The organism is Streptobacillus felis (genome assembly GCF_001559775.1).
GTDB lineage: Bacteria > Fusobacteriota > Fusobacteriia > Fusobacteriales > Leptotrichiaceae > Streptobacillus > Streptobacillus felis.
The window spans coordinates 1-25,869 of record NZ_LOHX01000288.1 but is presented as its reverse complement, the minus strand read 5'-3'; the positions used below and the strand labels follow the sequence as shown (position 1 = coordinate 25,869).

At 25.6% G+C, this 25,869-nt stretch carries 30 protein-coding genes and 2 tRNA genes; 7 read left to right on the top strand and 25 right to left on the bottom strand.

All coding sequences use genetic code 11. From position 1 onward, the window contains the following. Positions 1 to 96: 96 nt before the first annotated feature. Genes panF through AYC60_RS05270 form a run of 7 tightly spaced genes read right to left on the bottom strand, consistent with a single transcriptional unit; the run spans position 97 to position 5,263 of the window. Positions 97 to 1,545 carry a sodium/pantothenate symporter gene (gene panF / locus AYC60_RS05300; RefSeq protein ID WP_067322079.1) on the bottom strand — a complete coding sequence of 483 codons (1,449 nt, stop codon included), beginning with the start codon at positions 1,543 to 1,545 and terminating at the stop codon, positions 97 to 99. Beyond that, entirely contained in the window at positions 1,538 to 1,789 is a 252-nt protein-coding gene (locus AYC60_RS05295; protein WP_067322076.1) for a YhdT family protein, read from the bottom strand. Before AYC60_RS05295 ends, panF begins: the two co-directional genes overlap by 8 nt. Then, positions 1,786 to 2,421, bottom strand: coding sequence for a pseudouridine synthase family protein (locus AYC60_RS05290; protein WP_067322074.1), 636 nt, complete (start codon positions 2,419 to 2,421; stop codon positions 1,786 to 1,788). The genes AYC60_RS05295 and AYC60_RS05290 overlap by 4 nt, the downstream gene beginning before the upstream one ends. Next, positions 2,411 to 3,613: a pyridoxal phosphate-dependent aminotransferase gene (locus AYC60_RS05285; protein ID WP_067322072.1), complete on the bottom strand. Its 1,203-nt coding sequence runs from the start codon at positions 3,611 to 3,613 to the stop codon at positions 2,411 to 2,413. The genes AYC60_RS05290 and AYC60_RS05285 overlap by 11 nt, the downstream gene beginning before the upstream one ends. Next, positions 3,597 to 4,229, bottom strand: a complete 633-nt coding sequence (locus AYC60_RS05280) for a YoaK family protein (RefSeq protein ID WP_067322069.1) — start codon at positions 4,227 to 4,229, stop codon at positions 3,597 to 3,599. The genes AYC60_RS05285 and AYC60_RS05280 overlap by 17 nt, the downstream gene beginning before the upstream one ends. Beyond that, entirely contained in the window at positions 4,219 to 4,659 is a 441-nt protein-coding gene (locus AYC60_RS05275) for a nucleoside 2-deoxyribosyltransferase (RefSeq protein ID WP_067322066.1), read from the bottom strand. Before AYC60_RS05275 ends, AYC60_RS05280 begins: the two co-directional genes overlap by 11 nt. A gap of 1 nt (position 4,660) precedes the next feature. Then, entirely contained in the window at positions 4,661 to 5,263 is a 603-nt protein-coding gene (locus AYC60_RS05270) for a DUF1361 domain-containing protein (RefSeq protein WP_067322063.1), read from the bottom strand. 126 nt (positions 5,264 to 5,389) lie between these two features. On the opposite strand from AYC60_RS05270, the gene AYC60_RS05265 reads away from it, so the two are divergent. Further along, a tRNA-Lys gene (locus tag AYC60_RS05265) sits at positions 5,390 to 5,465 on the top strand. A 96-nt stretch (positions 5,466 to 5,561) separates the two neighbouring features. Here AYC60_RS05265 and AYC60_RS05260 read toward each other — a convergent pair. From AYC60_RS05260 to nrdI, 5 genes are read right to left on the bottom strand one after another with little or no spacing between them, the layout of a single operon-like run. Next, positions 5,562 to 6,053 carry an HIT family protein gene (locus AYC60_RS05260; RefSeq protein ID WP_067322060.1) on the bottom strand — a complete coding sequence of 164 codons (492 nt, stop codon included), beginning with the start codon at positions 6,051 to 6,053 and terminating at the stop codon, positions 5,562 to 5,564. Positions 6,054 to 6,058: 5 nt separating this feature from the next. Next, entirely contained in the window at positions 6,059 to 7,210 is a 1,152-nt protein-coding gene (locus tag AYC60_RS05255) for an MFS transporter (RefSeq protein WP_067322058.1), read from the bottom strand. 9 nt (positions 7,211 to 7,219) lie between these two features. After that, positions 7,220 to 8,221 (bottom strand): class 1b ribonucleoside-diphosphate reductase subunit beta, encoded by a 1,002-nt coding sequence (nrdF, locus tag AYC60_RS05250; RefSeq protein WP_067322056.1) that lies wholly within the window; start codon positions 8,219 to 8,221, stop codon positions 7,220 to 7,222. A 16-nt stretch (positions 8,222 to 8,237) separates the two neighbouring features. After that, entirely contained in the window at positions 8,238 to 10,322 is a 2,085-nt protein-coding gene (gene nrdE, locus AYC60_RS05245) for a class 1b ribonucleoside-diphosphate reductase subunit alpha (RefSeq protein ID WP_067322053.1), read from the bottom strand. After that, the gene (gene nrdI / locus AYC60_RS05240) at positions 10,300 to 10,722 is read right to left on the bottom strand and encodes a class Ib ribonucleoside-diphosphate reductase assembly flavoprotein NrdI (protein ID WP_067322050.1); all 423 of its coding nucleotides are present in this window, start codon (positions 10,720 to 10,722) and stop codon (positions 10,300 to 10,302) included. The genes nrdE and nrdI overlap by 23 nt, the downstream gene beginning before the upstream one ends. 210 nt (positions 10,723 to 10,932) lie before the next feature. Between nrdI and AYC60_RS05235 the strand changes: the two genes are divergently transcribed. Further along, the gene (locus AYC60_RS05235) at positions 10,933 to 11,697 is read left to right on the top strand and encodes a hypothetical protein (RefSeq protein WP_067322048.1); all 765 of its coding nucleotides are present in this window, start codon (positions 10,933 to 10,935) and stop codon (positions 11,695 to 11,697) included. A gap of 35 nt (positions 11,698 to 11,732) precedes the next feature. Beyond that, complete coding sequence (nadN, locus tag AYC60_RS05230) at positions 11,733 to 13,487, top strand: NAD nucleotidase (RefSeq protein ID WP_067322046.1); 1,755 nt, start codon at positions 11,733 to 11,735, stop codon at positions 13,485 to 13,487. A gap of 29 nt (positions 13,488 to 13,516) precedes the next feature. Here the strand turns inward: nadN and AYC60_RS05225 are convergent, their stop codons facing one another. The 7 genes from AYC60_RS05225 to AYC60_RS05195 all read right to left on the bottom strand — a co-directional run bounded on the left by AYC60_RS05225 (position 13,517) and on the right by AYC60_RS05195 (position 21,528). Then, the gene (locus AYC60_RS05225; RefSeq protein ID WP_067322045.1) at positions 13,517 to 14,872 is read right to left on the bottom strand and encodes an MATE family efflux transporter; all 1,356 of its coding nucleotides are present in this window, start codon (positions 14,870 to 14,872) and stop codon (positions 13,517 to 13,519) included. 48 nt (positions 14,873 to 14,920) lie between these two features. After that, positions 14,921 to 15,184 (bottom strand): 30S ribosomal protein S15, encoded by a 264-nt coding sequence (gene rpsO, locus AYC60_RS05220; protein ID WP_067322043.1) that lies wholly within the window; start codon positions 15,182 to 15,184, stop codon positions 14,921 to 14,923. Between the two features lie 115 nt (positions 15,185 to 15,299). Next, positions 15,300 to 16,217 (bottom strand): manganese-dependent inorganic pyrophosphatase, encoded by a 918-nt coding sequence (locus tag AYC60_RS05215; protein ID WP_197416982.1) that lies wholly within the window; start codon positions 16,215 to 16,217, stop codon positions 15,300 to 15,302. Positions 16,218 to 16,230: 13 nt separating this feature from the next. After that, positions 16,231 to 16,962 (bottom strand): diacylglycerol kinase, encoded by a 732-nt coding sequence (locus AYC60_RS05210; protein ID WP_067322037.1) that lies wholly within the window; start codon positions 16,960 to 16,962, stop codon positions 16,231 to 16,233. Then, entirely contained in the window at positions 16,959 to 17,423 is a 465-nt protein-coding gene (gene ybeY / locus AYC60_RS05205) for an rRNA maturation RNase YbeY (protein ID WP_067322083.1), read from the bottom strand. Before ybeY ends, AYC60_RS05210 begins: the two co-directional genes overlap by 4 nt. 1 nt (position 17,424) lies before the next feature. Continuing rightward, a complete protein-coding gene (locus AYC60_RS05200; protein ID WP_067322034.1) occupies positions 17,425 to 19,467 on the bottom strand; it encodes an HD family phosphohydrolase in 2,043 nt (680 codons plus the stop codon). A gap of 57 nt (positions 19,468 to 19,524) precedes the next feature. Then, complete coding sequence (locus AYC60_RS05195) at positions 19,525 to 21,528, bottom strand: ATP-dependent DNA helicase (protein WP_067322031.1); 2,004 nt, start codon at positions 21,526 to 21,528, stop codon at positions 19,525 to 19,527. 112 nt (positions 21,529 to 21,640) lie between these two features. Between AYC60_RS05195 and rpsT the strand changes: the two genes are divergently transcribed. The 4 genes from rpsT to AYC60_RS05175 all read left to right on the top strand — a co-directional run bounded on the left by rpsT (position 21,641) and on the right by AYC60_RS05175 (position 23,162). Continuing rightward, positions 21,641 to 21,907 carry a 30S ribosomal protein S20 gene (gene rpsT / locus AYC60_RS05190; protein WP_067322028.1) on the top strand — a complete coding sequence of 89 codons (267 nt, stop codon included), beginning with the start codon at positions 21,641 to 21,643 and terminating at the stop codon, positions 21,905 to 21,907. A gap of 85 nt (positions 21,908 to 21,992) precedes the next feature. Then, positions 21,993 to 22,232: a type B 50S ribosomal protein L31 gene (locus AYC60_RS05185; RefSeq protein ID WP_067322026.1), complete on the top strand. Its 240-nt coding sequence runs from the start codon at positions 21,993 to 21,995 to the stop codon at positions 22,230 to 22,232. Between the two features lie 67 nt (positions 22,233 to 22,299). Next, a complete protein-coding gene (upp, locus tag AYC60_RS05180) occupies positions 22,300 to 22,923 on the top strand; it encodes a uracil phosphoribosyltransferase (protein WP_067322023.1) in 624 nt (207 codons plus the stop codon). Continuing rightward, entirely contained in the window at positions 22,923 to 23,162 is a 240-nt protein-coding gene (locus tag AYC60_RS05175; protein WP_067322021.1) for an RDAC family protein, read from the top strand. The genes upp and AYC60_RS05175 overlap by 1 nt, the downstream gene beginning before the upstream one ends. A gap of 77 nt (positions 23,163 to 23,239) precedes the next feature. Here AYC60_RS05175 and rplA read toward each other — a convergent pair whose 3' ends face one another. The 6 genes from rplA to rpmG all read right to left on the bottom strand — a co-directional run bounded on the left by rplA (position 23,240) and on the right by rpmG (position 25,555). After that, positions 23,240 to 23,947, bottom strand: coding sequence for a 50S ribosomal protein L1 (rplA, locus tag AYC60_RS05170; RefSeq protein ID WP_067322017.1), 708 nt, complete (start codon positions 23,945 to 23,947; stop codon positions 23,240 to 23,242). A 58-nt stretch (positions 23,948 to 24,005) separates the two neighbouring features. Then, complete coding sequence (rplK, locus tag AYC60_RS05165; RefSeq protein WP_067322015.1) at positions 24,006 to 24,440, bottom strand: 50S ribosomal protein L11; 435 nt, start codon at positions 24,438 to 24,440, stop codon at positions 24,006 to 24,008. Positions 24,441 to 24,502: 62 nt separating this feature from the next. Then, complete coding sequence (nusG, locus tag AYC60_RS05160; protein ID WP_067322012.1) at positions 24,503 to 25,075, bottom strand: transcription termination/antitermination protein NusG; 573 nt, start codon at positions 25,073 to 25,075, stop codon at positions 24,503 to 24,505. 14 nt (positions 25,076 to 25,089) lie between these two features. Next, positions 25,090 to 25,296, bottom strand: a complete 207-nt coding sequence (gene secE, locus AYC60_RS05155) for a preprotein translocase subunit SecE (protein ID WP_082762576.1) — start codon at positions 25,294 to 25,296, stop codon at positions 25,090 to 25,092. 23 nt (positions 25,297 to 25,319) lie between these two features. After that, positions 25,320 to 25,394: transfer RNA gene (locus AYC60_RS05150), tRNA-Trp, on the bottom strand. Between the two features lie 11 nt (positions 25,395 to 25,405). Then, a complete protein-coding gene (gene rpmG, locus AYC60_RS05145) occupies positions 25,406 to 25,555 on the bottom strand; it encodes a 50S ribosomal protein L33 (RefSeq protein ID WP_012858555.1) in 150 nt (49 codons plus the stop codon). Between the last annotated feature and the right edge of the window lie 314 nt (positions 25,556 to 25,869).

Here is a 25,869-nt window from a genome sequence, read left to right as displayed (position 1 = left end):
TCAATGTTTATGCGTGTTTTTAGTTCAAAAAAAGCCAGCTTTATTTCTGGCTTTTTTTGTTTATTTAGACTGTTTATTTCGGAACAGCCCCTTTTTTTATTCAAAAAATAAATCTAAAATTTCTTTTTTAGTCTTTTTAGTTAATAATGATACAACAACATATGCTATCAATGCAAATGTTAATGATGGAACAATATTTAATAAACCAAATATTGAAAATTTAAATTTCTCAAGTATGATAAATGTTATAAATCCAACTACAACTGATGCTATTGCACCCATATCATTACCTCTTCTCCAATATAGTCCCATTAATACAGGGACAAAGAATAATACCTCTTGACCTGCAAGTGCAAATAGATTTACCCTAACTATTAAACTAGGAGGATTAATTGAAAGTAAATATGTAACTAATCCTATAGTGATAGTTATTAAAAGAGATATCTTTTTCAATTTCTTATCATTAGAATTAGGCTCTATATATGTAATATATAAATCTTTAACTAAAGATGATGAAATTAATATTAATAATGAATCTACTGTTGACATTATAGCAGCAAGTGGTCCTCCAATAAATACTCCAGCAACTATTGGATGTAAATTCTTTAATGCAAGTATAGGTATTAATTTATCACTAACATCAATATTTGGTTCTATTGCTTTACCCATAAATCCTACCAAATGCATTCCTATTAATAAGAAACCTACAACAAATGTACCAATAAGCATTGCATTGTGTAATGCTTTTGAATCTTTATATCCCATACTTCTTACAGTAGTTGCTGGTAAACCTAATATACCAATTCCTACTAATACCCAGAAAGATAATATATAAGGTTTAGGTATTGCTCCCCCAGCATTAGGTGTTAATAGATTTGGATCAACATTTTTTATTGTTGATGTTATTTCTGACATAGAACCAACTTTATTTACTATAACAAAGAATAAAACAAAAGTTGAAACCATCATTACTAATCCTTGTATTGCATCTGTTATTGTAACTGCTTTAAATCCACCAATAGTAGTATAAAAAATAACTGTAAATACAAATATTGTAAGTGCAATTTTATAATCTATATCTAAAATACTTTCTATAAGTCTTGCCCCACCAATAAATTGAGCTATAATAGATGCAAATAAGAAAATTAACATTAAAATAGAAAGTAATATTATTAAATATTCATTGTCATATCTTTTTCTAAGTACATCAATAATTGTTACTGCTTTAATTTTTCTTGAAATAATAGCCATTTTTTTACCTAATACACCTAATGTAAAGAATATTAATGGAATTTGTATACAAGCAAGTAAAACCCAACCTAGCCCTAATTTATATGCAATAGATGGACCACCTAAAAATGATGATGCTCCTATATAAGTAGATACAACAGTCATAGCTAATACAAATGCTCCCATACTTCTATTTCCAATAAAATATGACTCCGTAAAGTTCCCTTTTTTTTCTTTTTTACTAATATAATATGCAATATATATCGTTATAAATAAATATAAAATAACTGGTATTAATAACTCTATTCTATTCATTTATATCACCTGTATCTAAATCTATATCTTTAAAGAAAAATTTTGTAACTATATATACAGCTATATTTACCCATATATAACCAACTATACATGAATAGAAAAACCATTCAGGTAAGCCAAGTACATATTTGTATTCTTCAACATTTTTTGGCGGATAAATGTATGCAAAATAGTACCACCATACAAAATATAAAAAATAAATTATCGAAGTTATTAAAGCTTCTTTATTAATTTGTTTTTTCAAAAATCATCACCTCTAAATATTATTTTATGTAAAATCAGAAATTTAGAATCCATAGCTTCCTTTTTCCCTTTTAATATATAGCCACTCATTATTCTAACTTGTTGTGGCATAAATGAATTACCATCAAAATATAATTTATCATCAACATAAGTTACATTTACATCTCGAATATGATTTTTTAACTTTAAACCCTTATGATTTGTAAATTCAGAAAAATTTTTATTTCCACTAAGCTCTTCACATCTACTTATTATAGTTTCTTTGTCAGTTTGTAAAAATTTCTTTGGATAATAATAAATATATATTCTTCTTTCTACAAGATCTGGAAGCACAAGATTAGACTTAGTTTTTATTATTTTTTTTATTTTAAGACCTTCTATATCAATTTCTAAATCTATTAATTCAGTATTAAATTCTTGGGCCATAAAATAAATATAATTTGAATGTGCTGAAACTCTTGCATCTGTTCTACCAGCTTGTTGTAATCCTTTATAAATCTTTATTCCTTTTGACAACAGGTAATTTTTTAATACCCCTTTTACTGTTTTCTTTTCTTTCATTTCATCGAAACAATCAAATTTTTTTCCCTTATATGATATCTCCAATAAATATCCATTTTTATTATTTTTCATTGTATTCCTTTAATGCTATAGATAATAAATTTATTCCTTCTTCAATTTCCCTTAATGTATTACCACAATATGAGAATCTTACTTCATTTTTACCTAATTCTCTATGCTCATTTGCATAAAATCCACTACCAGAAGCAAACATTAGTGTCTTACCTTCATGTCTGAAATCAAGTAATAACCACTTAGTAAACTCTTCTGCATCTTCAACTGGTAATGATGCAAATATATAAAAAGCAGCATCAGGTTTATTAGCTTTAACACCATCTATAGACACTAGTTTTTCATACATTAAATTTCTTCTTTTTCTATATTCAGTTTTAACATCTTCTATATATACGTCTATACCTCTAACTAAATTAGCACTAGCATATTGTTCTATTGTAGAAACGGATAATCTAGCTTGACAAAACTTAAGAGCTTGAGATACAATTTCTATATTTCTAGATGCAAAAACACCAATTCTAGCTCCACATGCGCTATAATGTTTTGATATACTATCTATCATTATAACCCTGTCTTCTACTTCACTAAAACTTAAGAAAGATCTAAATTTAGTATTTGTATCATATATAAATTGTCTATAAACTTCATCAGAAATGATAAATAAGTTAAATTCTAATGCTAATCTTTTTATATCTTCTATTTCTCTTTCATTCAATACTACTCCTGTAGGATTTGAAGGATTTGAAAAAAGAATAGCCTTAGTTTTTGGTGTTATTAATTTTTTCATTTCATCATAAGATGGTAATCTATAGCCTTCTTCTATTTTAGTAACTATTGGAACAAGTTTAGCATCTGCAATTCTTAAAAAAGAATCATAATTTGAATAATATGGCTCGGGTATTAAAACTTCATCACCTTTATTACAAATTGTATTGATAGCAAATTGTAATGCTTCACTCCCTCCATTTGTTATTAACATTTCACTTTTATCAATTTTAAGATTATATCTTGAATAGTATTCAACAAATGCATCAAGTAATTCTTCTAAACCTTGTGAATTTGTATATTTAATTATTTTTTCTTGATATTTAATTACTCCGTTAAAAAATGAATCAGGAGTTTTAACATCTGGCTGACCTATATGAAATTCAAATATTCTTACACCTTCTTTTTTTGCTTTATCTGCAAAAGGAACTAATTTTCTTATAGGTGAATATTGCATACCTAAAACTCTATCTGATAACTTCATCTTTTCCTTCTTTCTTTATCAAATATACTAATATTGAACTTAATATCAATACGCATATGTATATTGAAAATTTTCCTGTAAAAATTATACTAATATCACCCAATAATACTCCTAATAAAAACCCAAATATTACAACAAAATAATTTTTTGCATCCTTACTTTTACCATTTACTAATGATTCTATTAAAGATCTTGTATTACCTGTACACATTGTTGACATATATAAATTTTCTGAAACTTTTCTAAAAGTTTGTATTTGAATTGCAGAAATAAATGCTATTAATGATACAGAAATCAATTCTACATTAATAAATGGTATTAATGATAATATAACTATTTCAACCACTAATACAACTTTTGCAAAACTATATGTCATTTTTGATTTTATCTTTTCTGAAACAAAAACACCAAAGCAAAAAAATATTATCGGAAGTACATATTTTACAACATTTATTATTTGTAATCTTTTTAAATTAAAAGCCATTAAAATCAAATTTCCTGTAATTGTTGTTGCAAAAACATTACCTAACAACAAATAAGAATAAATTTCTAAAAAACCTCCAACTATTGTAAGAAAAAAAGCAACTCTTTTTCTACTAATTACATTATTTTTCATATTTTTTTAGCTCTTCTATTGCTTCTTGAAATGAATATACTAATACACCGTATTTAAGTATCCCACCTAATACGAAGTGATTCATTGCGTAGCTTGGAATATCGTATTTATTTGCTGATTTTAGTCTAATATCTGAATTTATTGCAATTATTTTCTTGTTATGAGCAATTGCTAATCCTAATTCAACCATAACACCTGGATCTTCATTAGTCATATCTAAAATAACTATATCCGAATTAATTACTGCATTTGCATCCCCATCATAAATATCTATTGGTGTTGGTAAACTTTGTTTATTTTCATTAAATGGTTGTTCAATTGGATTAAATAAATCTATGTTTGGAAAATTCTCTCTTAATAACTTCCCTTCTTTTAATCTTTGTGCTACTTCACCTTCATTAAATAATGATCCTGCTAAATATACTTTCATCTTATTCCTCCTCTAAAATTATTACAAATAATTGTATAAACGCATACAACAATATATATTTTAAATTTTGAACATTTAACTGTTCAATTAATATATTAAAAGTTTTACTAGGATATATAAATAAATCCCAGGAATTCAATCTAATAAATCTACCTACAAATACTGCAAGGCCTGTTAAAAAAGATACAAAAGTATAAAAAGAATATTTAGTAAAATTCTTCATTTTATATTTTTTAACATAATTATTGATTGCTAAATAACTAAGTTTCATCGCAATTATTACTGCAATGAATATTAAAGAAACTTTTATCCAATTTATATATTTCATTAAATAAACAACTTCTATACTTTTTTTATAAAATTTAAGATTACTTATATGTATTAAATCTGTAAATAAATATACAGCATTAGGATAAAATATTAATGCTACAAAAGCTAATATAGAATCAACTATAACATTTTTTTTCCCAATATTACTAATAAAAAAAGGTACATAAGCTAAAAATAAATTCCAAGTTAAAAAATAATATTTTGGATAAATAAGATTAGAAAATACTGCAAAACCTAAAGAAATTAAACTGTATTTTATAAATCTATTATTCATTTTTACTCCTTAAAAATAAAACATACACATAGTGTATGCTTATATATTATTTTAATATTTTAGCATACTTTCTATTTTTTTTCTATTGATTTTTAATAAAAAGTATTGTATACTCTTATTGTAGATGAGCCAGTAGCTCAGTTGGCAGAGCAACGGACTCTTAATCCGTGTGTCCAGGGTTCGACCCCCTGCTGGCTCACCATTATATATTTTCAAAAAAATAAATGCTAGTAATAACTAGCTTTTTTTATATAAAATAGACATTTAGCAAATTTAAATTACTAAATGTCATTTTTTATTAATTTTTTGATAATCTTTCTAAAAATAGTTCTTTGTTAAATTTAACATTATTTACTTTTATTTCATCCCAAAAACCATCATTAAAGTATCTTGGAACTAAATGAAAATGAAAATGTGTTTCAAGATGCATAATTTTCCCATTATTATATGAAGTTGTTACACCCAGAACTTCTTTATCTTCTTCTAAAATTTGTATTAATTTTTTCTGTAATTTAATCATTTCAAATAATATTTCATCTTCTAAATCTAAAATATTCATATAGTGTTTTTTAGAAATAACCAAAATATGGCCATCTTGTATAGGGAATTTATTCCAAACACAAAGAAAGTTTTCAGTTTCATAAAATACATCTTTTTCATTTATTTCATTACAAAAAATACAGTTAGAGTTATATAAGTTATCATAATTTTTTTTTATCATGTTTTCAAGTTCTTTTTGAGTCTTCTCATCTAACATAGTAATTTCTTTATCTTTATAATAAATTTTCAACTAAATCATCTTCTTTCTAAATTTAAAAATAATACTATAGTTCCTAAAAAACAAACTATCAAAGATATTAATAAAAGAATATTTATTGAATAGGCTTCTATTATTCTTCCACCTAATAAATTACCCAATATTGAACCAATAGTTCCAGATACAGCCATATAAGCTTGACCTTTTACCCTATCTTTTTCTTCCATAACATCATTGGTATAATAAACTGCTACTGGCACATAAATTGCATAACCTGCAAATTGTGTAATTTGAGCCAAATAGAATAAATATATATTATGAGTTAGAACAGCAAAGAATGTAATAAATATTTTTACTAAAAAGGCTATTGCTGATACTTTCAATAATTTTGAGTAACCAAATTTTTCATTTAGTTTAATTATATAAAACATTGCTGGAAGTTCAACTATAGCAGCTATCATAAACCCTATTCCTACTTCTTTTGAACCCTTTCCTAAACTTTCTAAAATATTTTTCATAAATGTATTTAAAATATTATGTGTAAAAAATATAAATACCATACCTAATAATACTAAACAAAATTTTCTGTATTTAGTAAAAAACATTAAAAAATTATCTTTTACATTTACTTCATTTGATTTACTATTATTAGATACTTCTTTAAAACTTAAAATAACTAATATTACTAATATTGATAAAGACATTGCCCATAAAGGAATAAATTCAAATCCTATCTTAGAACCAATATTACCATAAAATAAAGAAGCAATTGCAAAAGCTGCAGATCCCATTCCTCTTGCTATACCAAAATTTACATTTTCTCCATTATTAATGTACTGAAAAATAAATGTATACATGTATGTTTGAGCATTTAGTAATCCAGTAATTAAAATTACAAAAAAGATAGTTACTATTAAATTATTGTGTATTATACTTATTAAAAAAGAATTTAAAACAACTATATACATAGATGTTAACAATGATTTTCTTACTGTAATTTTTGGAAAAGTATCTATTAATTTTGCAGTAAATGGTTGTACCAATACTGATAAAAAAGAGGATAGTGCAATTATGAAACCTATTCTAGTTGAACTAAATCCTCTTGAACTTAAAAAACTATTTGCAAAAGCATATATTGAGCAAAACATTGCCCAATATATAACTTGCATTAATGTATATTTCTTTGTCATTTTAACCTCTTAAATATCTAAATCTGTATCAAAGTCATCATCCCAGTCATCATCACTTAAATGAACAACTTCAAGTGTTTTCTCATAATTTGTAGATTTTTTAGAAAAGAAATCGTGTTGAGTAGTTTCAACATTTAATCCATTCAATACTATTGCATTAACTTCTTTTATTTCAAATTCTTCTTCAAAACCTAAATTCATTAATGCTCTATTACCATTATATCTAATATATTCTTTAACTTCAGCTGTTAATTCAACATCTGCATATATTTCATCAGTAAATTTTAACTCATTTTCATATAATTCATAAAATAAATCCATTATTTCTTTTTTGACACTTTCTTTTTCAACAAATGCCATTTCTTCATAAATTTCTTGAGCTAATTTACCAACAAAAACACCATGAATAGATTCATCTGCAATTATCTTTTTAATTATATCTGAACTTGCTACCATTTGTCCTTGACCAGATAACCATAGTGGTAAGAAAAATCCACTATAAAATAAATATGATTCTAAAAATACTGATGCAACTAAAGCCATATAAACTTCTCTTAATGAAGCATTAGGATTATTTAAACATTGATAGTACTTATCTATTTTTGAAGCTTTAAATTGTAAATGATTATTATTTTGAACCCATTTAAAAACATCATTTATTTCCTCTGTAGATGCAACCGTAGTAAATATAGTCGAGTAAGATTTTGCATGTATAGTCTCCATCATACACATATATGAAAGTACTGACCTACATTGTAATGACTCAATATGGTCAATAATTTTAGGCATACCAGTATGAGATTGTAAAGTATCTAATAAAGTTAATCCCCCTAAAACCTTTTTATACGCTTCCCTCATTTGAGGAGAAAGTGAGTGCCAAGAATCTATATCTTTTGAAGGTATATATTCTGTATCTATCCAAAATTGTTTTAAATTTTGTTCCCAAAAAACTTCAACATAATCATTATCTAGTGTATTCCAATTCACTGCCTTATATATTTTATTTTTCATCATTATCCCTTTCTTTTTAAACTGAACAACTTAAGCATTCTTCAATAGTAGATTTTCTTGTTCTTGTATAGTATAAAGATTTTAATCCTAATTTATGTGCTAGTATATATAATTTAGATAAATCTCTTGTAGTATCCGTACTCTTAGTATAAAGTATAGTTGAAATTCCTTGATCAACATGTCTTTGTATTACAGAAATCAATTTAAGTATATTTTTTTGTTCCATATCATATGCTGATTTATAGAAAAAGAAATTTTCATAATTTAAATATGGCATTGGATAGAATGTAGTAGAATCACCATATTCTCTTACCTCTACTTTATCAACTATAGGCATTACAGATGCTGTTGAATTCATTATATATGATGTAGATTGGTTTGGTGCAATAGCCATTCTATATGCATTATATACTCCATACTTCATTACATCCTCTTTTAATTTTTTCCATTCTTCTATTCCCGGTATATTAATACCTTCAAATAACTTCTTAACCTTTTCAGTTACAGGCATATACTCTTTAGTAATATATTTTTCAAAATAATTTCCATTTGCATATTCAGATTTATCAAATCCAACAAAAGTAGTTTCTCTTTCTTTAGCTATTTCCATACTCTTTTGTAGTGAATAAAAATTCATCATCATGAAAAATACGTTACAAAAATCTAAAGCTTCACGTGATTCATATTGTATTAAATTCTTAGCTAAATACCCATGTAAATTCATAGCACCTAAACCAACTGAATGTAGTTCTTCATTTGCTTTCTTAATACTCGGAACTATATCTATATTTGTAATATCTGACACTGTAGTAAGTGAATCTATAGCATTTTTAACAACTTCTTCTATAGATTTGTTTTCCATAACAGTTGCTATATTTAATGATCCTAAATTACATGATATTCCACGTCTAATAATATCTTCTTCATAATATTGATTTATATCTGAAACCTCAGTTACTTGCATAATTTCAGTACATAAATTTGTAAATTTAACATCCCCAATATTTTTTAGTGCATGTTCTTTATTAGCATTATCTTTAAAGAATAAATATGGATATCCACTTTCTTTCTGAGTTTGAGAAATTTTTACTAAAAATTCTCTTGCATTTATTTTTTTCTTTTTAACCCTTGGATTAGCCACTAGCTTATCATACCATTCATTCATATCTAAGTCATCTAAATATAGCCCATATTCTCTAAAAATTGTATGTGGATAGAATGTATAACATGGTAAATCTTCACTTGCAAGTTCCATAAATTTATCAGGAATTATAACACCAATAGAAAGTGATTTTATTCTTATTTTTTCATCAACATTTATTTTTTTAGTATCTAAAAATTCTAAAATATCAGAATGGAATACATTTAAGTATACAGCTCCAGCTCCAGGTCTTTGTCCTAATTGATTTGCATATGAGAATATATCTTCTAGTATTTTTATTATTGGTAATACACCGCTAGCTCTACCTTCAACACCTTTTATAGCTTCCCCTCTTCCTCTTAATTTAGATAAGTTAAATGCAACTCCTCCACCTATAGAAGAAAGTTTCATTGCTGAATCAAATGCGTATCCTATACCTGATAAATTATCACCAATTTCATCTAAAAAACATGAGACCAATTGACCTGATCTTTTTTTACCTGCATTTAAAAATGTAGGTGTCGCTGGTTGATATTCTTGATTAATTAACATCTTAGCATAGTTTAATGCTTTTTCTTTATTACCTTGACCTAAGTATAATGCAACTATAGATATTCTATCTTCATATCTTTCTAATATTTTTTCTCCACCATCATCCATTAAGGCATAACTTTGATAAAATTTTGAAGCGGCCATATATGATTGAAATCTAAATTTCTTTGAATAAACATAATTAAATACTTCGCTAACATCTTCAAAAGAATACATATCATAAAAATTTATATAATAATCTTTATCTATTAGATAATCAATTTTTTCTTTTAAATTATGGAAAAAAACAGTATTTTTATTTATATAGTCTACAAAATATGAATAAACTGCCTCCTTATCTTTCTCTAACTGTAACCTACCTTCACTATCTTTAACCATTACTTCATTATTTAAATAAATCCACTTCATCTATTTTAACTCCTTCACTTTCAAATATTTTTATTCTATTAAGATATTCCTCAACATCATTTAGGGTACCTGATAGTTCAAACCTATATATATATTTAATATTAAATTGATTTTGTATAAGACTCCCAGCTTTTGCAAAATTAGAACCCCAATTCATATTACCACTGGAACAAACTGTTTTTATTTTTAAATAATTATCATTATTTTTCAAAAATTCTAAAGTTGTTTTTGGTATATTACCAAAACCAGTTGTAAATGTTACTAAATGTCCTTCTTTTTCAAGTACTGTTTTTGATGAAATTTTTACAAATTCTAGTTCATCTTTTCCCTTCAATTTTCTGATAAATCTCTCAACATTTCCAGTTAAACTATCATAATATATCCTAATTTTGCTTTTCATACGCACCCTCCTAAAACACAATATATTGTGTTATATATACGTAGTATATTACTTTATAATGTAGTTATTTATATAATAACCTTTTTCTAATTCTTTTGCAATAGGTATTTAAAAATATTTTTTTATTTTACTAAGCAAAAAAAATGCTATTGCATTTTATTCCTTTTATATGTATACTAAAAGTGTAAATAAATTTGGGAGATGATTATAATGAAGAAATTCTTTTTATTTTCATTATTACCTTTTTTAGCTTATTCAAATATTAATGATTTTAATGCTGAAAAAATTAATGAAAATGATAAAAATAATTTTGAGATTGTGAGTACAAAATATACATATTTTCACTCTATAAAATCTAGAAAAGAAGAAAAATACTATCTAGATTTAATGAATAGTATAGATAAAAATAGAACTGTTCATTTCCAAAATCAAATAAAAGATATAGAAAAAATTTTTGTACGTATTTTTAAAAGTGAAAAAAATTTAGTTCCAAAAGTTATTAAATATATTTATTTTGAGCCTATTAAAACTGAAGACAATTACTTACTAAATGAACAAGTACAAAAAATTATGGTTGCATTTAATGCAAATAGTGATTCTAAAATTTTTATTAATAACACTAATGGTAATGCTAATCAATTTTTAGATAGAATTTATTCTAGAGCAAGCAAAGAACAAGTTATATTAATTGAAAATACAGATAAAGAAATATTTAAATTAATTAGAGATGAAATTAAAAAAGATTTTCCAAAAAGAAATACATTTACTCCTACAGAAGTTAGATTGTTAGTTATTTCCGCAAGTTCAAAAGTAAAAGAAAAACTTGCACTATCAACTACTTTTTTCAACAAAGAATTTAAAGGGGTAGAAATTGATGATTTTTCTTATCTAGATCAAAAAAGATATCTTTTAGATACTACAGATCAAGATACAAGAAATGAAGTTTTTAAATCGTTTATTTATGGTATATATTAGGTTGAATATATAAGAAAATATTTAGGAGGATACAGATGAACAAAAAATTATTAGCTGGATTATTAGCTATTTCAACACTTGGTGTTGCAGGTCATAAATCACTTGACTTAAGCATAATTCATATAAATGATCACCACTCTTATTTAGAGCCAACTGAACAAAGAATTACAGTTGACGGAACACAATTTAAAGTAAACATTGGAGGTTTCTCTGCAGTAAACAGCAAAATAAAGGAATTAAGAAAAACTCGTAAAAATCCTTTAGTTTTACATGCTGGAGATGCTATTACAGGTACTTTATACTTCACATTATTCGGTGGATCTGCTGATGCTGCTGTAATGAATGAAGGAAAATTTGATTATTTTACACTAGGTAACCATGAATTTGATGCAGGAAATGAAGGTTTATTAAAATTATTAGAACCATTAAAAATACCTGTTTTATCTGCAAACGTAATACCTGATAAAACTTCTATTTTATACAACAAATGGGCACCATATGCTATTAAAGAAATCAATGGTGAAAAAGTTGGTATTATAGGTCTAGATACTGTAAGTAAAACAGTTAATTCATCAAGTCCAGGTAAAGATGTTAAATTCTATGATGAAGTTACTACAGCACAAGTAATGGCTAATGTTTTAAAATCTCAAGGTATTAATAAGATTATCTTATTATCACATGCTGGAACTGAAAAAAACTTTGAAATCGCACAAAAAGTTAACGATATAGATATCATTATTACTGGAGATTCACACTACCTATATGGTAATGATGAACTAAGAAAATTAAAATTACCAGTAGTTCATGAATATCCAACTGAATTTAAAAATCCAAATGGAGAACCAGTATTCGTAGTTGAAGCATGGGCTTATTCTGGTGTAGTTGGAGACTTAGGTGTTCACTTCACTAAAGATGGTATAGCTTCAATAACTAGAAAGAATCCTTATGTATTATTACATACTGATAAATTACAAGCAAAAAATAAAGAAGGTAAATGGGCAGAACTTGAAGGTAAGGAAAGAGAACATATATTATCTCACTTAAAAGAAATGAAATCTATTTCATTTGCAAAAGAAGATCCAAATACTTCTAAAATATTACAAAAATATAAAGCTGAAAAAGATGTATTGGCTAAACAAATTATTGGTTCAATTACAGGTCCTAATATGCCTGGAGGTTCTAATAATAGAATTCCTGGTAGAAAAGGTGCTTCTGAACAAGGTTCTATAGCTACAAGATTTGTTGCAGAAACTATGTTAAATGAATTAAACTATGTTGATTATGTAATTCAAAATTCAGGTGGAGTAAGAGCTGACATCACATCAGGAGAAATTTCATTTAATGATGCATATACTTACTTACCATTTGGTAATACTTTATATACTTATAAAATATCTGGTAAAGATACATTACAAGTAATAGAAGATGCATTAGAATTTGCATTAACTAAATCAACTGGTGCATTCCCATATGGTGCAGGAATTAGATATGAAGCAAATGAAACTCCAGATAGCAACGGTAAGAGAATAATTAAAGCAGAAATATTTAATAAAACAACTGGTGTATGGGAAGAAGTTATGCCAGAAAAAATGTATACAGTTGGAACTAACGCATATATAGCAAGTGGTAAAGACGGTTATGCTACATTTGGTAAATTATTTAAAGATCCAGCTGCTGAAGGTACAGATACATTCTTACCTGATGCTGAAAGTTTCATTAAATTCATGAAAAATAACCCTGGATTTAAATCATATACAACATCAAACGTTATATTCCATAACGCTAAATAATAAAATAGGCACAGATTTATCTGTGCCTATTATATTTCTACAGTAATATTTAAATATTCTAATTGTTTTTTCCATACAATTAAAAAGACTACTACTGAAGCTAATCCTTTAAACAACATAGAAAAATGTATAGTCCACCATATTGCTAATAGACCAAAAGCTGGTAATGTTATCATGATAATAGGTATTCTTAAACTTGTTCCTATAATACCAATTAAATTAGGTTCTTTAGTCTTCCCTACTCCATTAAAAGCACCTGTAGTTATTATTTCAATTCCCTGAGGTACCTGTGCTAGTCCAATTATAGTTAAATATTTTACACCCTCTTCAATTAATTTCTGATCAACAAAAAACATTGAATAAAGAGGCCTTGCAAAAAATACAAATATTCCTGTTAATATCATACAAAATCCTGTAATACTAATAACCGATACTTTATATATTTTTAATATCCTATCGTATTTCCCTGCACCATAATTATGTCCAATAAATGTAGCAACTGCTGCAGCAAATCCACCGGCAACATTCCATGAGAATGATTCAAATTGTATACCCAATCTTTGAACTCCTAAAATACTTTCATCTACATTAGCTATCATCTTTGCAATAATTATAGAAATAAAAGTAAATAGCGCTTGGCTAATACCACTTGGTAAACCAAGTCTGATTATATTTCTATAATATTTTATATCATCAAGTTTAAAGAATCTCATATTTCTAAATATTGAATTTTTTCTCTTTAAATACATAATTAAAAGTATTACTGAAATTAATTGTGATAAAACTGTAGCTATTGCTGCACCTTTTATTCCAAAAGGTAAAATACCTAAAAATAAGTAATCTAAAAATATATTTAATATAACACCCAATGATAAAAATATAAAGGGCCCTAAAGTATCTCCTTGACCATTTATAATAGCAGATAAATTTTGTGATAAAAATAAGAATATAAAACCAAAAGTTGAAATTCTTAAAAAATCTACTGCAGGATATAAATAGTGAGGACTTTTCACTCCAACCATTCTTATAAAATATTCAGCAAACATATATGTAATCAAACCATAGACTATAGAGAAAAAAACTGAAATAATTAAAGAAACTCTAGCATATCTCTTAGCTGAATTTTTTCTATTTGCACCTATGGATTGTGCTACATATATTTGTACACTATTTTTTGTTATAAATAATAAAGCATAACTTAAACTTATATAAAAACTTGCTGCTGTAGCTGAACTTACAGCATCATCTCCTAAATAGTAACTTATAAACTTTATGTCAGTTAAATTATATAAAATAGACATTAGAGAAGTTAAAATTATTGGAAATGCAAGTCTAAATAAATTTAACCCTACTCTACCCTCTGTTAAATCTATTCTTCTTCTCATTATTACTCCAAAAACTAAATTTAAAAAGGAACTTTACGTTCCTTTTTATTATTTTCTTATTCCTAATCTTTCAATTAATTCTCTATATTCATCTAAGTTTCTATTTTTAATATAGTTTAATAATCTTCTTCTTTTACCAACTAATTTTAATAATCCTGCTCTTGAATGAACATCTTTAAAATGAACTTTTAAGTGCTCAGTTAAGTGAGATATTCTTTCTGTTAAAATTGCTACTTGTACATTAGCTGATCCTGTATCTTTTTCATCTTTTCCAAATTCTGCAATAATTTGTGATTTTGGTTTCATTGCCATTATAATTCCTCCTAAATATATATTATTTAAACCAAGTATATATTTGGCAAAAATATATTCTTAGTATAAATTCAAAATTATTATATCATACATAAAAACTTTTTTCAAGTATATTTTATCTTGCATTTATTGCATCAGTTAAAGGTGGTACAACTTGTTTTTTTCTAGAAACAACTTTCTTTAATACTATTTCATTATCATTTACTTTTTCATTAAATGCTTTTTCAACTATTTCTAAATTATTTCCACAAACTAAACCTATAGAATCATTAGTTAATATATTAGTTATTACAAATAAAACAAAAGTTAATTGTTTTGCTTCTAATAATTCATTCATTTCAACTAATAATTTTTCCTTTCTACTTAACATTTCTTCTTCATTAACCGAATTAACTTGAGCTATTGCCATTTTAACATCTGATACTTCAAAAACTTTCATATCCATGTTTAATAACTCTTTTTCAGATTTTGAACTTAAATTTGTACCAGCTTTTAACATTTCTAATCCATATTCTTCTAAATTAAGTTCAGCAATTTCTGCTAATTCTTTACCTGCAACTACATCTTTTGGAGTACATGTTGGTGATTTAAATAATAAAGTGTCAGAAATAATTGCACTTAACATTAATCCTGCTATTTTTTTACATGGTTTAATATTATTTTCTTTATACATATCAAATAATATTGTTGCTGTACATCCAACTGGTTCAAGTCTCATATATAGAGGGTCTGAAACATTAAAGTTTGCAACCCTATGGTGATCTATAACTTCTAAAACTTTAGCATCTTCAAAACCATCCGCTGTTTGAGTTCTTTCATTATGGTCTACAAGAATTATAGATTCTCCTGAAACGTTATCTATTAATTCAGGCGCATCAACACCAAGATAATTTAAAACAAATTTTGTTTCTTCATTTAATTCACCAAGTCTTTTTGCATCTGCTTTTACTCCTAAATCCATTTTTAAATGTGAATAAACTATTGCTGAACAGATAGTATCTGTATCAGGATTTTTATGTCCAAAAATAATCATTTTAATCTCTCCTCTAATTTATTAATGTTCCAAATTTATATAATATTTCTAAAACTAAAAAACTTATTCCAAAACCTAAAATAGCACCTACAACTACTTCTTTTAGTGTGTGAATTTTAGATTTAACTCTACTTTGTGCAACTAATAATGCCATAAGAAGTACTAATGTAATAATCCTAGGATTACTTGTTAAGAACATTACTATTGCTAACATTGCAAATGCTATAGCGGAATGTCCACTTGGCATACCACCTTCAAGTAATGTTCCTTTTTTAAAGTACGATTTTAATATTATTACTGATAAAGAAACTAATGCTAATATTATCATAGTTACATTACCTATTCTACCTACTAGTTTAAAAAAGTTATCACCACTAAAATATAGTGAAATCAGCCTATCATAAAATATTAAATATCCAACACCTATAGCTCCTATTGCATTTACCAATACTGCACCTGCAGCAACATCTTTTGCAAATTTTGCAATTTCATTATATTCTGGTGAAACTAAATCTACAATTTTTTCTACAGCAGTATTTATTAATTCAGAAAATATAACTAAAGTTATCATAATTATTAATATAATAATTTCAAATTTACTAATATCAATAATTAAACTTAAAATCAAGACAAAAATTGCAAAGAAAATGTGTATTTTCATATGTAGTTCTGTACTTATTGCATGTAATATACCATTAATTGCATTATTAAAACTATCTATTTGAGAAACTTTGTTATTTTTCATATATCCCTCGTAATATTAAATTTAGATAAATATAACTCTTCTTTTTCTCTCATTTTTAACTTATCTACTTCTTCTATATGATCATAACCCAATAAATGCAGTAATCCGTGTACTAAAACATAATAGAATTCTCTAACTACACTATGATTATACTCCTTACATTGTTCCTCTACTCTATCTAAAGAAACAACAATATCTCCTATAACTTCTACACCACCAAAGTTTTCTGTTTCATTATATGCAAATGAAATAACATCAGTGGGCATGTCTTTATCCCTATATTCCTTATTTATAACTTGAATATTACTATTATCAGTTAATAATATAGAAATATATAATTCTTTTTCATTGTAATCTTCTCTTTCATTTTTTAAAACAAATTCAAAAAATTCTAATATTTTTGTTTCATCTACGTATTCTTTTTTTTCAATATCTTGAAAGCTAATATCTAAATCTAACATATTAATTTCCTTTCTTATATTGTATTCTTTCATGATATATTCCACGAATAATATTTAAGAAAGCTTTTGTTACTTTCTCTATCTCTTCCATAGTCATATCACATTCAGATAGTTGTCCATCTTCAAATTTTGATTTTATTAAATATCTAACAATTTTCTCAATATTTTCACTACTTTTATCTAAACTTGCCCTTACCGCTGCTTCTATAGTATCTGCAAGCATTATTATACCAGATTCTTTAGATGTTGGTTTTGGGCCTTCATATCTAAAATCACTTTCTATTACTGCTTCTTTATTTTCTAAAGCCTTATAATAGAAATATTGTACTAAAGTAGTTCCATGATGAGATAATATTATTTCTAATATTTCTTCAGGTAAATTATATTGTTTACCTAATATATACCCATCCTTAGTATGAGATGTAATTATCAATGCACTTAATGTAGCTTTTAAATTATTATGTGGATTTTCTATACCATATTGATTTTCAACAAAATATTCTGGTCTCTTCATCTTACCTATATCATGATAATAAGCTGCAACTCTACATAATATAGGATTGGCATTAATTGATTCAGCACCAGCTTCTGAAAGTGCTCCTACCATCAAACTGTGGTGGAAAGTTCCAGGAGCTGTTAATAATAAATTCTTTAATAATGGATTAGAAAAGTTAGATAACTCTAACAATTTAATATCAGTTAATATTTTAAAAGTATTCTCAAAATATGGTAAAAGACCTAAAGAGAAAATACCCATTAATAATCCAGATACTAAAGATATTACTATTGTTGGTATTATTTGAATAAATTCTTTATTAGAAATTAATCCAATAGAAAATACAATTATACTTTGTATCAATCCAATATATATACTATTTTTAACTATTTCATTTCTACTAGTTACTGATTTATTTATATAAATTGTTAAAATACTTAAAAATAAAACTACTATCCCCCATTTTATATCTTGTAAAACAAATATATAATTAAATAATATTAAAGAAATAGTAAATATAGAATTTTTTACTAGTACACTTCCAATAATAGCGGTTAATAAATAAGGAACCATATACTTTAAATTATTACTACTATATAGTAATAAATATATAGTATTACTAAATATTAAAGTTAAAAGTATAGGATAAAAAGATTTAGACATAAAATCTTCTTTTAAATACCTTACTGAATAATTGAAAAATATACCCGATAATATTATGAATAAAATGATTTCTCCAACCATTCTTGTGAACCCATCACTTTTATTTACATAACCTAAATTTTTAAGGTTATCATAAATTGCTTCCGTGATTAAAGTTCCTTCTTTTAATATTATGTCTCCTTTTTCAATAACAATAACATTATTTTTAAGGTTTTCCATATTTTTTTCTATTTTTGCTAAAGTTTTAAATTTATTAATTTCTAAATTAGGCTCAATAAAATTTTGTAATATGCTTTTTTCTTCATCCGATAATACTATTTGTTTTTCAGCAAGTATCTTATTAAAGTCACTTTTATGTGCTATACCTGTACTATATATTTCTTCTAAAACATTAGATAAAAATAAATAATATTTAACACTTTTACTAATACCTATAGTCCTTATCTCATGAATAGTCATATTTAAATCATATGTTTTAATGAATTTTGAAATCTCATTATCACTATTTAAGTCAATTTGGTTTACATTTTGTAAAAATTGGTCTAACCTATCTAATTGATTTTTTGCTACATCCTCTATTTCATCATATTCTGGAGGAGTATTTTGCTTTATTTTTTGTTTCAACTCATCATCTAATATATTCCTTGTATAACTAACATCCTTATGAGCTATAACGTCATTTTTAGCTAAAGTTCCTACATTATAATTTGTTGTATTATTATTAATTAACATAAAAATAAAGAAAAAAGCAACTGATAATATATACATAAAAATTCTTCTATTTACATTTTGTTTAAAAAGTTTGGCTAAAAAGAACTCCTTTTTTTCTTTATTATTATCAGTTATATTAATTTGTAATATTTTACCAAAAAAATTAATCTTCATATTTATACCTCAATCTCTATAACATTAATATATTATACCATATATTGAATATAAAAGCTATTTAAGAAGTATATCTTTTATATCTAAAATTTCTATATTTGCATCAGGTAAAGATTTTAATATAGTTTTACCATAATTTTTTTTATGTATTCTTTTATCAAGTATAATTATATTACCTTTATCATATTTTGATCTAAGTAATCTTCCTACTCCTTGTTTCATCTTAAGTACTGCATAAGGTAATTGATATTCTATAAAAGAACTATTAGCTTTAATCTCATTTAATCTATCACAAATACTACTAACTATAGGATCATCAGGAACTTGAAATGGAAGTTTATATATTATTACATTACTCAATGCTTCACCTTGTACATCTACACCTTCCCAAAAACTATCAGTACCAAGTAATATGCTATTTTTATTCTCTTTAAAATTCTTTATTAACTCCATTCTATCTAAATCACCTTGAGTTAATACATTAAGTTTTTTACTACTATTTTTAAGATATGTACTCACAAACATTAAATCTTTATAAGACGTAAATAAAACAAAGGTTTTCCCTTCATTTTTTTCTACATAATCTAAAATAAAAGATGATGCTACTTCATTAAATTCTTTTTCATTAGGAAGCGGTATATCATCTGGTAGAAATATATTCATATTATTCCTATAATCAAAATCAGATTTTATATTTTTTTCAATTGCATCCTCTATCCCAAGATTATTTTTTATATATTTAAAACTCTTCCCAACACTTAATGTTGCAGAAACCATAATAATTTTCCTTACTTTTTCTATAAAATTCTCACCAAATTCCTTAGAAATACTGTACGGGGTTGCATTTATTACTAAATAAACATTATCATTTTCTAAATTTATCCAATAAATATATTTTTCAAAGTTAATATCAAAAATTTCTTGTAAAGTATTTAATTGTGTATCTAAATTGTTATATATATTTGAAAGTAATATTCTTAAATTATTTTGATCCAAATCATCTCTTTCTTCCAAAAAGTTTACTAATCTTGTAATTTCTTTTTTTAGTATTAAATTTGATTCGAAAACTTCTTCTAATATACCTGAAACTTCTAATTTGTCAATATTTTTAGCTAATAATCCTGATATTGTAATTTTTTTATAAACTTCAGAAATATATTTCATTAATTTTACCAAAGAGTAGTATATATTATCTATATTACTTAATAAAATTTCTTTTATATCATCAATAAAAAATTCTACATTATTATTTGAAATATTATATAAAACCTTAGATATTATACCTGCACTTTCAATATCTTTTACCTTATTTGAATATAGCTGACCTATATTTTTAAATACTTCTTTAAAATTAAATGTTAAAGAATAATATCTCCTAACTATATTTTCTAAATTATGTGCCTCATCAACAACTACCAAATCATATTTAGGTATTAAACCTGCGTTACCCTCTTGTTTAATTATATGATCAAGCATTAAAATATGATGATTTACTACAAAAACATTACAATTTTCTATTTTATTTTTCATAGTATAAAAATAGCATGATTTGTAATATGGACATTTAGTTGCAAAGGTTGTATCTTTATCAGATTTTATTAAATTCCATAATTCATTATTTATCCTATATTTAATTTCGCTTCTATCACCATTTGGTGCCTTTTTAATATTATTTATCAAATCAATATATTTATTATTATTAGAATTCATAACCAATTCTTCTAATTTTCTTTTACAAACATAGTTGTTTCTTCCTTTTATTAAAATGTACTTTATACTTTCACCAAAAATTTCTTTAAGTAATGGTAATTCCTTATTTAGTATCTGATCTTGTAAATTTAAAGTATTAGTTGAAATAACAATATTTTTAGCTTCTTTTAAGGCATAATTTATTGATGGTATTAAATAACCTAAGGTTTTCCCAGAACCTGTTTCTGCTTCAAGCAAAACAGGAGTATTAGTATTAATACCCTCTTCAATAATTTTTGACATTTCAATTTGGTTTATTCTTTCTTCAAAACTATACTTTGAATATAGCTCTTTATATATATTTTCAATCATATTTTCACCTATTAAAATTATAACAAATAAAAAAGAATAAAAAAAGACTTGATTTTATGCTGTAAAAATGTTAAAATAACTTGTTAAATTGTGTATAAAGGAGGAAAACAGAATGGCACATACTAAATCATCTAAAAAAAGAATCGTTATTGGTGAAAGAAATAGATTAAGAAACCAAGCAATCAAAAGTAGAGTAAAAACTTTTGTTAAAAAAGTTTTAGCAGCAGTAGATTCTAAAAATATTGATGATGCTAAGGCAGCATTATCTGTAGCTTATAAAGAACTTGATAAAGCAGTATCAAAAGGAGTAATGAAAAAAAATACTGCATCAAGAACTAAATCAAGATTAGCTACTAAAGTTCAAGCTTTAAACGCTTAATCTACTCATTTGTATATTTATACACAAAAATTAGTGTTAAAATATATTCATAAATTACATAAGTATTATGAAAGGAGTCCGTAACATGAAAAAAGGTATACATCCAGAATACAGATTAGTAGTTTTTGAAGATACAAGTAATGGTGAAAGATTTTTAGGTAAATCTACTAAAGCTACTAAAGAAACTGTTGAATTTGAAGGACAAGAGTATCCAGTTGTTAAAGTTGCAATAAGTTCTACTTCTCACCCATTCTATACTGGGAAGTCTAAATTTGTTGATGAAACTGGAAGAGTTGATAAATTTAAGAAAAAATACAATTTATAATATAATACAGAATTACTCTTTTAGTAATTCTGTTTTTTTAAAATAATTACAATATAGGAGGAATATTATGGCAATATTTGAATACAAACATCCACTAATAAGCCACAAATTATCAATATTAAGAAACGTGGAAACAGATACTAAATTATTTAGAGAAAGTTTAAATGAAATAGCTTCACTTATGGTATACGAAGCTACAAAAGATTTAAAATTAAAAAATGTAACTGTAACAACACCTATTCAAGAAACAACAACTCAAGTATTAGATGAGCCTGTTACTATAGTACCAATTTTAAGAGCTGGATTAGGAATGGTTGATGCATTACTTGCTCATATACCAAATGCAAAAGTTGGACATTTAGGTGTATATAGAAACGAAGAAACATTTGAACCTGTGTATTATTATGCAAAAATGCCTTCTAATGTTGTTGAAAGTAAAGTATTAATTGTAGATCCAATGCTTGCTACAGGAGGTTCAATAATTTATACTATAGATTATTTAAAATCTATAGGAGTTAAAAATATATCTGTATTATCAATAATAGCAGCCCCTGAAGGTATACATGCAATAAAAGATAAACATGACGATGTTGATTTATATATAGCTTCAATAGATAAAGGTCTAAACGAACACAAATATATTTATCCAGGATTAGGTGATGCTGGAGATAGAATTTTTGGTACAAAATAATGGCTATAATATTTGATCATATAATAGAAGTTAATCAAAAATTATTTGAATACGGATATAAATTATCACTAAAAGATGCTTGCGGTGCAAGTTGTTTACAAATTAAAAATATCGATGGTAGCAGAATTACTACAAGTATAGATCCATTAATATACACTATCATTAATGAACATTTCAATAAATATAATATAGAATTAGAATATAGTGATAGTAAAGAATACATATTTGAAAAAAATTAATATTAACCTATAAACATTTGTTTATAGGTTTTTTTTACAAAAAAAGAAGACCTAAGTCTTCTTTATTTATAATCTATTTATTTGCTTGAGAATCCAGCAGCTAATAACGGATCAATTTTGATTCCAGGTCCCATAGTTAATGAGATAGCAACTGTTCTTAAATATTGTCCTTTAGATGTTGCAGGTTTTAATTTAATAATTTGTCCTAATGCAACTTTAAAGTTTTCAACTATTTGTTCTTTTTCAAAGTTTACTTTTCCTATTGGTAAGTGAATTGATCCTAATTTATCAACTTTAAATGCAACTTTACCTTTTTTGAATTCTTCAACTGTTTGAGCAACATTAGTTGTAACTGTTCCTGATTTAGGGTTAGGCATTAATCCTTTAGTCCCTAAAATTCTTCCTAATTTTCCTAATTTAGGCATCATGTCTGGAGTTGCGATAACTAAATCGAAATCCATCCATCCTGCAGAAATTTTATTAATGTATTCATCATCTCCAGCAAAATCTGCTCCTGCAGCTAATGCTTTATCAATGTTTTCTCCTGATGTAATAGCTAATATTCTAACTGTTTTACCAGTTCCATGAGGTAAAATTACTGTACCTCTAACTTGTTGATCCGCATGTCTTGGATCTACTCCTAATCTAATTGCTAATTCAACTGTTTCTACAAATTTAGCACTCTTTGTATCAAATACTAATTCTAAAGCTTCTTCTAGTGTGTAGATTTTTAATTTATCTACTTTTTGAGAAATTTCATTATATCTTTTCCCTTTTTTTGACATTATTTTTTTCCTCCTTTGTGGTAATTGAAATTTTTATCTCCCACTTAATTTCATATTATTAATCTTGTATTTTAATTCCCATACTTCTTGCTGTTCCAGCAATAATGTTCATAGCTGCTTCAACAGATCCAGCGTTTAAATCTGGCATTTTAGTTTCAGCTATTTCTTGTAATTGAGCTTTTGTAATTTTTCCAGCTACTTCTTTTACAGAGTTTTGTGCTCCTCTTTCTATTTTAGCAGCTTTCTTTAATAAATCTGATGCAGGTGGTGTTTTTAACACAAAGCTAAAGCTTCTATCTGCATAAATTGAAATTTCTACTGGAATAATGAATCCAGGTTTATCTTGTGTTTGTGCATTAAATTGTTTACAGAATTCAGGAATGTTAATTCCTTTTGGTCCTAATGCTGACCCTACTGGTGGTGCAGGATTTGCTTTACCAGCGCTTAATTGTAATTTTACTTTATCCACGACTTCTTTATTGTTTTTAGCCATTTTCTATTTTCCTCCTTTGTGGTAACTGAATATTAATCTCCCACTCTTATTACTATATAATTCTAAAATTTAGTAACTTCATTTAGTCCTAAAGTTAATGTTGTAGGTCTACTACCTACCTGTATTACTATTTTAACTTGTTTTGCGATATAATCTATATGTTCAACAGTTCCTTCAACACCATCAGTTGTTTTAACATAGTCACCTATTTCATAATCAACCTTCTCTTGTAAGTCATCATTGCTCATTTTATTAAATATATCTTCTACTTCTTTTTCATCCATTGGTAATGGATCCGACCCAACACCAACAAATCCTGTAACACCATTAGTATTACGAATAATATACCACGCTTTACTATCTACTCTATAACTAACTGAATCTTCAGTTGCTTCTCTTGTAGCTAACATTTCTATTAATACGTAGCTTGGAAATATTTTTCTGAATACTGGTATCATTTTACCTTTTTTTTCTTCAAAAACTTTTTCTTCAGGTACTAATATTCTAAAAACTTTATCATTTAAATTTTCTGACATAATTCTTTTTTCTAAATCAGTTTTTACTTTTTTTTCGTATCCTGAATAAGTATGAATTATATACCATTTTTTAACACATTCTTTATTTTCTATTATCATTAGCCTTCAGCCCCCTAACTAAATAGTGATTTTACAATACTTGAAAATCTATCCATAAATGTTGTAAAGCCAAAATCAAATATTAATATCATCAAAGAAATAAATAAAGTTATTAACAATACTACTATAGTAACTTGAAACACCTCAGCCTTAGTTGGCCATTGTACTTGTTTATACTCAGCTATTATTTGATTAAATAAATTCATTTTCTCTTTTTTCATATATTAACTCCATATTCTTAAAATGGCAGGCCAGATAGGACTCGAACCTACAACATTCGGTTTTGGAGACCGACGCTCTACCATTGAACTACTGGCCTATTTTAATTAATTATTTAACTTCTCTATAAAGAGAATATCTTTTTAACACTGGATTGTATTTTCTTAACTCAATTCTTTCTGGATGAGTTTTTTTGTTTTTAGTTGTAACATAGTGTCTTAACTTTGTTTCAGTGCATTCTAAAATAACTTGTACTCTCATTTTTATTCCTCCCAATATAAAAATTTGTATTGGTAATACAGATACTGATTCTTTATCAGCTTTCTAATTCTATCATAAGATGCTGTATTTGTCAACTTTTTTTATTCTGAAAAAAATTTTTTGTAAGTAGAAATTAGAAATGTCCAAAAAAACTTGAAATAAAAATATAGATGTGATACCTTTAAAATACAAACAAAAAATAAATTAAAGTAAAGGAACACATCTATATGAACAATAATAACATAAATTTAAAAAAAGGTAAACACCTTAGTTATCAAGAAAAACTAAAAATCGAAGGATTCTTAGCTAATAAT

Excerpts from the sequence above, each read along its gene's own strand:
- panF (WP_067322079.1), bottom strand. The coding sequence starts at position 1,545 with ATGAATAGAATAGAGTTATTAATACCAGTTATTTTATATTTATTTATA.
- AYC60_RS05290 (WP_067322074.1), bottom strand. The coding sequence starts at position 2,421 with ATGAAAAATAATAAAAATGGATATTTATTGGAGATATCATATAAGGGA.
- AYC60_RS05285 (WP_067322072.1), bottom strand. The coding sequence starts at position 3,613 with ATGAAGTTATCAGATAGAGTTTTAGGTATGCAATATTCACCTATAAGA.
- AYC60_RS05280 (WP_067322069.1), bottom strand. The coding sequence starts at position 4,229 with ATGAAAAATAATGTAATTAGTAGAAAAAGAGTTGCTTTTTTTCTTACA.
- AYC60_RS05275 (WP_067322066.1), bottom strand. The coding sequence starts at position 4,659 with ATGAAAGTATATTTAGCAGGATCATTATTTAATGAAGGTGAAGTAGCA.
- AYC60_RS05270 (WP_067322063.1), bottom strand. The coding sequence starts at position 5,263 with ATGAATAATAGATTTATAAAATACAGTTTAATTTCTTTAGGTTTTGCA.
- AYC60_RS05255 (WP_067322058.1), bottom strand. The coding sequence starts at position 7,210 with ATGACAAAGAAATATACATTAATGCAAGTTATATATTGGGCAATGTTT.
- nrdF (WP_067322056.1), bottom strand. The coding sequence starts at position 8,221 with ATGAAAAATAAAATATATAAGGCAGTGAATTGGAATACACTAGATAAT.
- nrdE (WP_067322053.1), bottom strand. The coding sequence starts at position 10,322 with ATGAAGTGGATTTATTTAAATAATGAAGTAATGGTTAAAGATAGTGAA.
- nrdI (WP_067322050.1), bottom strand. The coding sequence starts at position 10,722 with ATGAAAAGCAAAATTAGGATATATTATGATAGTTTAACTGGAAATGTT.
- AYC60_RS05235 (WP_067322048.1), top strand. The coding sequence starts at position 10,933 with ATGAAGAAATTCTTTTTATTTTCATTATTACCTTTTTTAGCTTATTCA.
- nadN (WP_067322046.1), top strand. The coding sequence starts at position 11,733 with ATGAACAAAAAATTATTAGCTGGATTATTAGCTATTTCAACACTTGGT.
- AYC60_RS05225 (WP_067322045.1), bottom strand. The coding sequence starts at position 14,872 with ATGAGAAGAAGAATAGATTTAACAGAGGGTAGAGTAGGGTTAAATTTA.
- rpsO (WP_067322043.1), bottom strand. The coding sequence starts at position 15,184 with ATGGCAATGAAACCAAAATCACAAATTATTGCAGAATTTGGAAAAGAT.
- AYC60_RS05215 (WP_197416982.1), bottom strand. The coding sequence starts at position 16,217 with ATGATTATTTTTGGACATAAAAATCCTGATACAGATACTATCTGTTCA.
- AYC60_RS05210 (WP_067322037.1), bottom strand. The coding sequence starts at position 16,962 with ATGAAAAATAACAAAGTTTCTCAAATAGATAGTTTTAATAATGCAATT.
- ybeY (WP_067322083.1), bottom strand. The coding sequence starts at position 17,423 with ATGTTAGATTTAGATATTAGCTTTCAAGATATTGAAAAAAAAGAATAC.
- AYC60_RS05200 (WP_067322034.1), bottom strand. The coding sequence starts at position 19,467 with ATGAAGATTAATTTTTTTGGTAAAATATTACAAATTAATATAACTGAT.
- AYC60_RS05195 (WP_067322031.1), bottom strand. The coding sequence starts at position 21,528 with ATGATTGAAAATATATATAAAGAGCTATATTCAAAGTATAGTTTTGAA.
- rpsT (WP_067322028.1), top strand. The coding sequence starts at position 21,641 with ATGGCACATACTAAATCATCTAAAAAAAGAATCGTTATTGGTGAAAGA.
- AYC60_RS05185 (WP_067322026.1), top strand. The coding sequence starts at position 21,993 with ATGAAAAAAGGTATACATCCAGAATACAGATTAGTAGTTTTTGAAGAT.
- upp (WP_067322023.1), top strand. The coding sequence starts at position 22,300 with ATGGCAATATTTGAATACAAACATCCACTAATAAGCCACAAATTATCA.
- AYC60_RS05175 (WP_067322021.1), top strand. The coding sequence starts at position 22,923 with ATGGCTATAATATTTGATCATATAATAGAAGTTAATCAAAAATTATTT.
- rplA (WP_067322017.1), bottom strand. The coding sequence starts at position 23,947 with ATGTCAAAAAAAGGGAAAAGATATAATGAAATTTCTCAAAAAGTAGAT.
- rplK (WP_067322015.1), bottom strand. The coding sequence starts at position 24,440 with ATGGCTAAAAACAATAAAGAAGTCGTGGATAAAGTAAAATTACAATTA.
- nusG (WP_067322012.1), bottom strand. The coding sequence starts at position 25,075 with ATGATAATAGAAAATAAAGAATGTGTTAAAAAATGGTATATAATTCAT.
- secE (WP_082762576.1), bottom strand. The coding sequence starts at position 25,296 with ATGAAAAAAGAGAAAATGAATTTATTTAATCAAATAATAGCTGAGTAT.
- rpmG (WP_012858555.1), bottom strand. The coding sequence starts at position 25,555 with ATGAGAGTACAAGTTATTTTAGAATGCACTGAAACAAAGTTAAGACAC.